Consider the following 11,633-nt stretch of genomic DNA (forward strand, 5'->3'; position numbering starts at 1 on the left):
CTTCGGAAACGATACCTATTGCATGTTTAGTCGGGAATAAATTAACGATCGTACCGTCCACAGGAGAAACAACCAACCCTTCCTCGGGTACAATTGCAAATCCATCGCCCATCATTTTTTCAGCAAAAACTGCATCAGGCACTTCCGTGATCGGTTTTAATTCCCCTTTAATAGGAGAAACAAAGCGCTCGGAAACTTCATCCGTCCGTAAAGGTTTCGGGACGACATCCTCGATTTGCTTTTCCACACCTACTTCAGGAGACGTTTCTACTTTACGAGGCCTTTTTCCATCAATGATATCTTTCATTTGCCCCTTGATCGTTTCTGAACGAGGTCCGAAGATAGCCTGGATGTTATTGCCCACTTCCAGAACTCCAGCGGCACCAAGTTTCTTCAGCCTATTTTTATCAACGTTACCGATGTCATTGACCGATACACGAAGACGGGTAATGCAAGCATCCAAGTGAGAAATATTTTCTTTTCCGCCCATGGCATCCAAGATATCCCCTGGAAGACTTCCAGCTGTACTTGCAGATCCTTCCGCTTCCTCATCCTCTTCCACTTCACGACCAGGAGTTTTAAGGTTAAACTTCCTTATCGCAAATCGGAATCCAAAGTAATAGATAACCGCAAGGACTAAACCAACCGGAATAACAATCCATGCATTGGTTTGCGGATTGATTAAACCAAACAGTACGTAATCGATCAAACCACCCGAGAACGTCATCCCGATTTTCACGTCCAGTAAATGCATGGTCATGAATGATAGACCGGCAAACAGACAGTGAATCCCGAAAAGTACTGGTGCAACAAATAAGAATGCAAATTCAAGTGGCTCAGTAATCCCAGTCAAGAATGATGTAAGTGCTGCAGAAGCCATCAATCCCCCGACTATTTTCTTTCTTTCCGGTCTTGCTTCATGATAAATGGCCAAAGCTGCAGCTGGTAACCCGAACATCATGAATGGATATTTACCAGTCATGAAGGTACCGGCCGTTAAATTCTGTACGCCATCTTTAATTTGTGCCATGAAGATGGCCTGGTCTCCTCTGACTGGCGTTCCCCCTCCTTGAGGGATATAGCTGCCAAATTCGAACCAGAATGGAGAATAGAAGATATGGTGCAATCCAAAAGGAATCAGCGCACGTTCTACAACCCCAAAAACGAAAGCTCCAAGTGTCAGGTTAGCACCCAACATATTTTCGGAAAATGAATTTAACCCCGATTGAATCGTCGGCCAAATCAAAATCATCAACAACCCAAGAATAACTGCGCTTGCAGCTGTTACTATGGGTACAAAACGTTTACCTGCAAAGAATCCTAAATAAGAAGGCAGTTCAATTTCATAAAACTTATTATACATAACAGCAGCCATGACACCGACGATAATACCGCCGAACACACCTGTTCCCAACGTCGGGATTCCCAGAACATTGGTATAAACCGCACTATTGTTCTCAATGTCGGCAGCGTCAATGCCAAGAACAGTTCCCATCGTGACATTCATAATCAAGAAACCGATAATCGCCGCAAGGCCGGCAACACCATCTCCACCAGCTAACCCAATTGCGACCCCCACAGCAAACAACAAGGGAAGATTTCCAAAAATAATATTTCCGGCATTCTCCATTACCGATGCGACCATTTCCACTCCGCCACTCGCAAGAAACGGGGCGATATCCAACAAAGTTTCGTTTTGCAATGCATTACCAAACGCAAGCAAAATTCCGGCCGCTGGTAAAATGGCTACAGGAAGCATCAAAGCTTTACCGATTTTTTGCAAAACACCAAACAACTTCTTAAACATAGGTTTTCCTCCTCTTTACTGTTTTTCCATGCTAATAAAACGGTTACATTCACGATGGTATTCATCTTCCCACGCATCAGAATTCAAATACAAAAAAGGCATAAGCAAAGATAGGATTGAAATGAAAATTCAGGTATATAATACCCTCTTTCATAACAATCATTCTCCTCACTTATGCCTGATCGAATCAGTAACACGTAAGTTAATGTATGTTTATTTAATTTTCTTTTGTAATCGTTGGATATGCATCGTTAGATAGACAGCTTCCGCATCACAAACCGGCTTGCCTAATTTCTGCTGCATAATTTTTATTAGCTTCCAAGAGATATTGTAACACAAAGGATATTCTTCTTTCAATAGCATTGCTATTTTTTCAGGTTCCTCTACTTTTTCCCCAGCAAGCACCCTGTCTATCATGAATCTTAAATGACGGACCAAACGTGAATAGTCTATGCTATCCTTATTAATTTTCACATTGAGCTGTTCTTCAACAACTTGGATAAGGTGATAGATTAACTGCGAATGCTGATTGACTTCCGATAAGTCTTTATTTGATATTGCGCTATGAATATGAAGCGTAATAAAACCGATTTCCCCTTGGGGAAGGCCTATGCCTGTCTTATCTTGAATTAATTCTACTACATCGACAGCAATATCATGTTCAAAAGGATAAAGGGTTATCGTTTCTTTCAAGAATGGGTTTTTGATAGTCATTCCTTGTGAAACACGCTGAAGGGCGAACAATAAATGATCTGTTAAACCGACATGTATATGTTCATTTAGCTTTCCAGTAACCCGGTCATTAATGAGATGAATGGATTCTATAATGGCTGCTTGAAGATTTTGATCGATTTGCGGCAAGAGTTTTTTGTAACTTTCCTGTTCCTTAACATTTTTCAGGACAAACGTTTTCTCCGCTAGTTCCGGACTCAACTCTTCGCCTTTCTTTCGGTTGAAGCCTAAGCCCTTTCCAATAGTAACGACTTCTCCATACGACGGATGCGTGGCAATCACCACATTATTGTTCAAAACCTTTTCAACGATAAAACCATTCATTTTTCTCCCTCTTTTTTTCTCAAAGTCATCCCTATGCCCCATACAGGATAAAGTACTTAGTACTTAGTACTTTTACTATACACGATATGAGCTTTCTCTTACAACATGAAAGAAGAGCCCCGAAATCAGGACTCTCCTTACTTACTTGCATTATTACTTCAAGAAAATGAAATATAGCAGGAAGACGACTCCAAGACCCCACATGATCGGATGAACCTCTTTTGCTCTTCCTTTCATCGACATAGTGATTGGATAGAAGATGAATCCGCAAGCGATACCTGTCGCAATTGAATATGTCATAGGCATCATGATGACCGTAAAGAATGCCGGAACCGCAATTTCGAACTTTTGCCAGTCAATATTTTTAAGTGATGATGCCATTAATACTCCGACTATAACCAATGCCGGCGCAGTCACAGCAGATGTCACCACTGATAGAAGCGGGAAGAAGAAAAGGGATAGGACAAACAGCAACCCTGTCACTACAGCCGCAAATCCGCTTCGAGCACCAGCAGCAACACCCGATGTGGACTCTACATAAGATGTCGTGGTGGATGTACCAAGAATAGCACCTGAAACGATGGATAATGAATCAGCAAGCAATCCTTTACCCACTCTAGGAAGAACATTATCCTTCATCAATCCAGCTTGTTGTGCGACAGCCACCAGCGTACCGGCTGTATCAAAGAATGCTACGAACAAGAAGGTCAGTATCACGATTAACATTTGACCAGTGAAGAGATCACCGGGATTTCCAAAGGCATCGAACGCCACCCCGAATGTAGGCGCTATGCTAGGGACGGCACCGATTATTTTGTCCGGCACCGGAACTTGTCCAAAGATCATTCCTGCAATGGCTGTAATGACCATTCCTATGAACACGCCGCTTTTGACGCCTCTCGTCATCAAAATGACGGTTACGACAATTCCAAACACAGCCAATAAAGTATTTCCTGATGTCAAATCGCCCAGTCCGACAAGAACGCTGTCATCATTCGTGATGATACCGGCATTCTGAAACCCTACAAAAGTAATGAATAAACCGATACCGGCTCCAACTGCGTATTTCAATTCGACTGGAATTGCATTAATGATTTTTTCACGTATTCCCGATAGGGAAAGTAAAACGAAGATAATACCTGAAATCAATACTCCTGTTAAAGCCGTCTGCCAAGGAATTCCAAAGCCAAGCACAACGGTAAAAGCGAAGAAAGCATTCAACCCCATACCCGGCGCGAGCGAGATTGGATATCTGGCTATGAGTCCCATTAATATCGAGCCGATTGCGGCTGACAATGCGGTTGCGGCAAAAACCGCTCCGTAGTCCATTCTCAATTCATCCGGATAGTCCTCGATGCTTTGTAAAGTCAGCATTACAGGGTTTACAACCAGGATATATGCCATTGAAAGGAAAGTAGTTAGTCCACCAAGTATTTCACGGCGATAATTAGTTCCCAGCTCGTTAAACCGAAAATAATTTTTCATTATGAGTCTCCCCCATCATAAAATCGTGCCAACAGAAAATGCCCCATTCGCTTTCGAACGGGGCTTGACTGCGGTCATGTAAAGAAGTGGCGGTTTATTTATACACGCCAATCCTTCCACATCGTAGTCAAGCCGTTCACGGCAGCTTGGTAGAAACTTTTGGGCCATATCCCCAATATTATACGACAATTATGTTTTTTTATTATTATAGGTATAGTGTATCAGTCACCAAAATAATCGTCAATATACCAAACGAATATTTTTTATGTAATTTTAGGCAACGTTCGCGTTTCGCTATATATTCCTTAATTATCATGGCTATATCTTCGCCAACATACGTAAAATGTAAGTAATCTACATATTCAAATACTATTTCAACAAAAAAATCAGTGAAGGTTAATTCCTTCACTGATTGGATGGTTTCAATCTACTATTCCCACTCGATCGTTGCAGGCGGCTTAGACGTAATGTCATAAACGACGCGGTTTACATGATTTACTTCATTAACGATTCTCGTTGAGATGATTTCAAGTACATCCCATGGGATTCTTGCCCAATCGGATGTCATTCCGTCAATGGACGTAACCGCACGGATTCCGATTGTATAGTCATACGTACGTGCATCGCCCATTACCCCTACGCTACGAATGTTAGGAAGCACCGTAAAGTACTGCCAAATTTCGCGTTCCAAACCATTTTTTCTAATTTCTTCACGTAAAATATGGTCAGACTCACGAACGATTTCAAGTTTTTCATCTGAAATTTCGCCTAATACACGAATACCTAAACCTGGACCAGGGAATGGTTGACGCCAAACGATTTCGTCCGGAATGCCCATTTCACTTCCAAGTGCACGCACTTCATCCTTGAATAGAGTGTTCAAAGGCTCAATCAATTTAAATTGCATATCTTCCGGCAGACCGCCAACATTGTGATGCGATTTAATTGTTTGTGCAGTGGCCGTGCCACTTTCAATAATGTCTGTGTAAAGTGTACCCTGTGCAAGGAAATCAATTCCTTCGAGCTTCGTTGCTTCGTCATCGAATACGTAGATGAACTCGTTACCGATGATTTTCCGTTTTTGTTCCGGATCTGAAACGCCAGCAAGCTTCGATAGGAAACGTTCTTTTGCATCGACCTTGATTACGTTCATATTGAAACCTTCCCTGAATGTTTCCATTACACCTTCGGCTTCGCCTTTACGAAGTAATCCATGATCAACGAAAATACATGTCAGCTGATCGCCGATCGCTTTATGGATCAATACAGCAACAACGGATGAATCCACCCCGCCGCTCAATGCGCATAACACTTTTTTATCTCCGACCGTTTGGCGGATTTTCTCCATCTCGATTTCAATGAAGTTCTCCATTGACCAGTCACCTTTACAGCCACAAACGCCGAATACGAAATTTTTCAAAATGTCATTACCGTATACGGAATGACGGACTTCTGGATGGAATTGCACGGCATACAATTTACGTGACTCGTCACTCATAGCCGAAATTGGGCAAGACGGGTTCGTCCCGTCAATTTGGAAACCTTCAGGCGTTTCCACCACTAAATCACCATGGCTCATCCAGACGATTTGTTCTTTTGGCAGGTCACTGAATAACTTCGACTCATTTTGGATGGCAAGTGTCGCTTTCCCGTATTCACGGTTCTTCGCTGGTTCCACCTTACCGCCAAAATGTTTGGTCATAAGCTGCATGCCATAACAAATACCAAAAATCGGAAGACCCATTTCGAATATGCGTTCATCACAACCAAAAGCATTTGCATCATAAACACTGTTCGGGCCCCCTGAGAAAATGATTCCCGTCGGGTTCATTTTCTCAATTTCTTCTACAGTGATTGTATGAGGATGAAGCTCACTGTACACACCAAATTCACGGATACGACGAGTGATCAATTGATTATATTGGCTTCCGAAATCAAGTACTACGATCATTTCCTGGTTTTTTTGCAATTCTGTTTTCCCCGGCACAAACGTCACCTCTATCAATGTAATTCACTCATAAAATCGAGTGATAATTCTTATAAAAAATATTATCATAAAAAAAGAAAAACTAAAAACCCACCCTCAAAAATACAGAAAAAGTACAGACGAAGGCAGATTTTCAGCTTTCCTGTTAAAATCCGCCTTCATAGTCAAATCATTTACGGTGATTCGGTAGAAACTTTCGATCCATATTATCGAGGATATATGAAGGATATATTAGTTTAAGTTAGTTTTTGTTATTGTATCAATATAATAAAAACCTGGTCAAGAGCTAGTTTTTCTCATTAAGCTTTCCCAACCCTTTTGAAAGTGTTTCCATTCCCCATCTTCCGCGTCTCCACGATATATCATTAACTCGTATCCAGCCGTCAATTCACTCATCTCATCTGTAGCGTACACTGCATCCACATAGGCGGCGTACTCCCTTAAGGTTTGCCCCTCCGGCCGAACTAAACCAGCCCGTTTTAATTGTTTCAATAATATTAAATAAGCTGTCGAGAAATGAGCATCGGTTTTCTTTCTATAACGAAGAATCTGCAGAAGAGGAATCCACTTCCTTCTGAGGAAATAACCGATAGAAGCAAAAATCAATCCACCTGATAATGTGATTGCAGACCATTTTAAGAACCCTTCCATGTTCCCAAAACCCGTTTTCACGGAGGATTGAGTTTCCCTATCTGGTGTATCCTGGCGTTCCCTGGCCTCTTTCTTTGTTTGCTCTTCATTAGTCGGGGCTTCCTCAGGGTTCTTGATTGCTTCCTGTTTCAATTCCGAATCGTAAAATTCCACTTCCCCATTGAAACCCTTTGTCGGCTCGAAGGGAATCCAGCCTATTCCTGAAAAATAAACCTCGACCCAGGAATGTGCATTATTATTGGTCACCTTATAAACGGATTCGCCATCAAGGATTGATTTTTCCCCTTCGGTATAGCCCTTTACCCATCTTGCAGGTATATTGGCGGCCCTTAGTAATACGACCATGGCAGTTGAAAAATTATCGCAATACCCTATCTGTGTCTCGAATAAAAATTGATCGACATAATCTTGATTGCTCTCTGGATACGGAATATCGTCCTTGGAATAAATGAATTCAGCTCCGTCAAAATAATCCTCAATGGCTTTTGCTTTATCGTACCAATTCGTTTCATTGCTTGTAAGCCGGGAGGCCAATTCAAATATCCGGTTTGGCAATCCCTCTGGAAGCTGAGTGTTTTTTTCCATTAATAAATCCATGGAATCGTCGGGTTCCGTCACCTTCCTTAACTCAGCTATATCAAAACTTGGCATATCATAAACCAGTTCATACTCTTTCATGGAAAGTCGTTCGCCATTACCCTGTTCGGAAATAAATTTGTCCATCTCCTGATAATATTTGAAATCCTGCCCGTTTTTGCCCTCGATCTTTTTTACATACCCGGACTGCGGATGAAGTATATGTGAATATGATTCTGTCATGGATACTTTTGCGGTCATTTCTTCAGTCCTCACCAATTCAGGAACGTCGTAAATATCTAACGTTGCCATATCCTGCCTGTTGGAAAAAGTGTGAAATTCTGTTTCCGGTATGGAAACCCACCCTTTACCGGTATAAATATTCTTGTTCTCGACTTTCCAGTAATGTCCTGCAGTAGCATTATTATAAAAAACGATGGAACTATCCGGCTCTATCGAACCGCCAAGATCCGAATCGTCTTCATCATATCCGACACTTTTACGCTTCGAATCACCGTCTTCTTTCACAGCTTTATCAGAATAGGAAGTAATATAAGGCACCGGGTCCGGCCACTGCGGAGAGAGCTTTGGGGCAGCAAAACCGACAAGGACACTTACCAATACCATACCGGTCAGCATCAAGATCCACTTATTGATGGAAGACTTCGGAAACTTAATCCTCTCCTGTATCGTTAGCCGCAGCAGGGAAAGCGAGCCGAGCATCAAAAACCCGATGATGATGATTCTTATCATTGCACTATCCCCCGCATAAGGTGTGAATGTGTCGAGTACAGATATAAAAATCACCGTTAACATAAAAAAGAAAAAGATGCTTTGCCTCACCATCACCCAGTAATGGATCAAATATGTCACAAGCCAAAGAAGGATAAAAAATAGATACGTTCGAAATGGATTTGTGATCAACTCCCAATTCCCATCATATATAAAACCAAGATTGCCCTTAAAATCCGCTAGAAACCCTTTCAGCCATGACAATTGATATAAAGCCTCTTTTGAATGGAGGAACTGTAATGAAATCATTATATATGCACTAATGAGAATAAATCGGATCGACCAATGTATGCTGAAATAATGCAGTAGCAGGGAGTAGAGCAAAAATAAGATAAAAATGATGATATTACCTGTATCGGTGAGTCTATCGACAGGCCTTAACCATTCAGTAATCAACAACAGACCAAATACATACATGAGGACGTGCATGAACTTTTCCAATTTTTCGGTAGTGACATTCATTTCGCCATCACCTCCGATCTGTCAAACTTTAGTTGGCCATGTTCAAAAAAGCTAACCTTTATCCCCCTCGAAACAGCAGAAGAGCTTGACAGCCTTTCCTCATCAGTAAGATCTGCCTGTTTCTTCACGCATAACATCAATCCCTGATTAGGCCGGAAAGCACTCAATATGTCCACCTTTTCTAAGGTTAAGTCTGAAACGATGAATATCACAGCAGCGTTTGCCGGAAGAATTCCCTTCCGGACATTTTCGTTCAATGCGTTTACAACACCCGGCTTTTCTTTAGCAAGCCGGTAAAAAATCTTTCGTTTCTGTTTGTTGCCTGCTGCTGCCGGTATGATTAACCTCGAGCCCCTACTCACATACCCAATTTCCATGCCCTTCTTTAACATGGCATGGGCAAGGGAAGCCGCCATTTCAATGGATTCTTCGAATAAATCCGACGGCTTTTCATCAAGCATGATGAATACATCCCGGTTTTTCTGCACCTCGAATTCCTTCGTCATGATTTCACTCGTCCTGGCAGTCGCCTTCCAGTTAATCCAAGACAATTGATCACCTGGCTGATATTCCCTTACACCGGAGACCACTGAATGTTCCCTTTGTGTTTTCTTTGTTGAAACCACTGCCCCCTGATTGAACACTCGATCAAGATCACTATAGGCAAGCTCGTGATAACGAGGAAAAACGGTTATTTTCAAAGGGGAGCTATAAATCGCTTCCTTTTCGACCAGCCCGAAAAAGTCCCCAATCCAAAAGCGGATCGATTGAAACGAATGCTCTCCCCGCTGCAAGTTTTCCAAGGTATATGACATGCTGAAGGTACGCTTGAACCCCGGAAAGATAATTACTTTCCTTTGTAGTCCCCTATCTTCCATCTCCTGAGGCAATTCCTCCTCTACCACCATAAATAATAGGGGCAGCCGGTTTTTACGCGTAAACGTCAATGCTATCTCAACGGATTCACCAGCTTGGCATTCCCTTTTATTGACCTTTCTCTCAACGGTAAAATCATGCAGCGGATAAAACAGCAGGATCAAAGCGTACACAGAAAACGGCAAAAATGAATAAAAAATGAACCAACTGACAAAACCGCCTTGAAACATTGCATAGCAAAAGGAAACGATCATGAGTAATACAAGTCCGATCACACTCATATTTCCCCTTAGAATGTTGATGAATCTTCGCATTAGGTTACAGCCCGCTTCACAGGCACTTTTGTTATCGCGACAATTTCATGTATCACCATTCCTGCATCTAAGCCCTCATAATTCGCTTCCGGCTTCAAAATAAGCCGATGGGAAAATACGAATGGCACTAAATATTGAACATCGTCAGGCAGGACATAGTCCCTGCCCTGGATCAGCGCGTAAGCCTGGGCTGCCTTCATCAATGCTATCGATCCACGAGGGCTCACCCCTAAATAGACCCCTTCATGTGAACGTGTTTGATTCGCCAATTCAACAATGTATCGTTTTATTGTGTCATCCACTATCACCGCTTTTACCTCAGCCTGTAATTCTATCAATTCATCCAAGGTGATGACGGATTCCAATTCCTCTAGCGGTGCCGTGTATTGAGCCCTATGAAGAACCTCTATCTCTTCTTCCATACCTGGATAGCCCATTTTCATTTTTAATAGGAATCTATCCAATTGAGCCTCCGGCAGCGGATATGTTCCCTCGTACTCGATTGGATTTTGTGTCGCCATGACAAAAAAGGGTTTCTCCAATCCTCTTGTGACACCATCAATCGTCACACTTGCCTCTTCCATCGCTTCAAGCAATGCAGACTGGGTTTTCGGCGAGGTCCGGTTTATTTCATCGGCTAAAATAATATGGCCCATTATCGGACCTGGCCTAAAGATGAATTCTTGTTCCTTAGGATTGAAGATCGAAACGCCAGTAACATCCGAAGGAAGTAAATCGGGCGTGAATTGAATTCGCTTGAAGCTTGCACCTATTGATTTTGCCAATGCCCTTACCATGACTGTCTTTCCCACACCCGGAACATCCTCCAATAAGACATGTCCGCCGGAAAGGAGTGCTACGATGCTTAGTTCTGCTATATCCCGTTTTCCGATAATCACCTTTTCGATATTCCCCAGAACCATTTCCAGTTTTTGATTGACCTGCTTATAATTCATTCTCTACCTCCCGGGATTCACATTATCACTATTATTTCATGTCTTCTCTATATCACGCATTTTACATTAAGACCCAATTGAACCTTACATTGTAAGTTTACTAGATAACCGGAAAACCATAAACGAATTTGTTCTAAAAATATTATAGTGGCTTACTGAAAAAGGCAGGGTTAACGGTTTACTAAGTGAATATACCAATGATGACATCCATTTGTTTAATGAAAATGTCCTGTCACGCCATGGACCAAGGATTGGGGAAGCTGTTGAACTCGCAGACTGTTCATCCTGACTTGTTCAAATAACTGATAGGATGCGCCAATAAATCTGCACATCGCAGTTTGTAGACAAAAGGGTTTCGGAATTAAAAAATTCCGAAACCCTTTTGAAATTCCACTTTTGGCAGTTATGAGAATTGGGCCGGGAAAAGCGCGTTCAGGAAGACCCCGCAGGCGCCCGCCCGCGGAAAGCGAGTGCCTGGAGCGGAGATCAACGTCCAAATTGTACAAGCCATAAATAAACGGCAGGCAAACTCCAATAAATCGTCCACCTTTTCATAATTTCCCGCTCCTGTCATCAGGGCAATGAAGCCACGCCCTTCCGATCTGTATATTCTGAGTAAACTTCTTTTCTATCTTGTTTATGCTAAAATGAATGCAATCCACTCCTAAGAT

General features: G+C 42.2%; 7 protein-coding genes and 2 riboswitches (1 of these 9 running past the window's edge). All 7 genes read right to left on the reverse strand.

Features of this window, described 5'->3' with window-relative positions; all coding sequences use genetic code 11:
• Positions 1-1,807, reverse strand: partial view of a glucose-specific PTS transporter subunit IIBC gene (gene ptsG, locus A6755_RS24920; protein WP_063592299.1) — the 5' portion only. 263 nt of this gene lie to the left of the window's left edge; 1,807 of the gene's 2,070 nt are visible here — the first part of the coding sequence; its start codon is at positions 1,805-1,807; its stop codon lies off the left edge, out of view.
• A gap of 213 nt (positions 1,808-2,020) precedes the next feature.
• The gene (gene glcT / locus A6755_RS24925; protein ID WP_034306152.1) at positions 2,021-2,863 is read right to left on the reverse strand and encodes a glucose PTS transporter transcription antiterminator GlcT; all 843 of its coding nucleotides are present in this window, start codon (positions 2,861-2,863) and stop codon (positions 2,021-2,023) included.
• 153 nt (positions 2,864-3,016) lie between these two features.
• On the reverse strand, positions 3,017-4,348 hold the full coding sequence (locus A6755_RS24930) for an NCS2 family permease (protein ID WP_034306155.1): 1,332 nt from the start codon (positions 4,346-4,348) through the stop codon (positions 3,017-3,019).
• 104 nt (positions 4,349-4,452) lie between these two features.
• Positions 4,453-4,554, reverse strand: a riboswitch (purine riboswitch).
• A 224-nt stretch (positions 4,555-4,778) separates the two neighbouring features.
• Positions 4,779-6,335: a glutamine-hydrolyzing GMP synthase gene (gene guaA, locus A6755_RS24935; protein WP_034306157.1), complete on the reverse strand. Its 1,557-nt coding sequence runs from the start codon at positions 6,333-6,335 to the stop codon at positions 4,779-4,781.
• 141 nt (positions 6,336-6,476) lie between these two features.
• Positions 6,477-6,578, reverse strand: a riboswitch (purine riboswitch).
• Positions 6,579-6,614: 36 nt separating this feature from the next.
• On the reverse strand, positions 6,615-8,816 hold the full coding sequence (locus tag A6755_RS24940) for a DUF4129 domain-containing transglutaminase family protein (protein ID WP_063592300.1): 2,202 nt from the start codon (positions 8,814-8,816) through the stop codon (positions 6,615-6,617).
• On the reverse strand, positions 8,813-9,967 hold the full coding sequence (locus tag A6755_RS24945) for a DUF58 domain-containing protein (RefSeq protein WP_174878770.1): 1,155 nt from the start codon (positions 9,965-9,967) through the stop codon (positions 8,813-8,815). The genes A6755_RS24940 and A6755_RS24945 overlap by 4 nt, the downstream gene beginning before the upstream one ends.
• Before the next feature lie 38 nt (positions 9,968-10,005).
• A complete protein-coding gene (locus A6755_RS24950; RefSeq protein WP_063592302.1) occupies positions 10,006-10,962 on the reverse strand; it encodes an AAA family ATPase in 957 nt (318 codons plus the stop codon).
• Positions 10,963-11,633: the final 671 nt, after the last annotated feature.

It is taken from the genome of Peribacillus frigoritolerans (genome assembly GCF_001636405.1).
Taxonomy (GTDB): Bacteria; Bacillota; Bacilli; order Bacillales; family DSM-1321; genus Peribacillus; species Peribacillus frigoritolerans.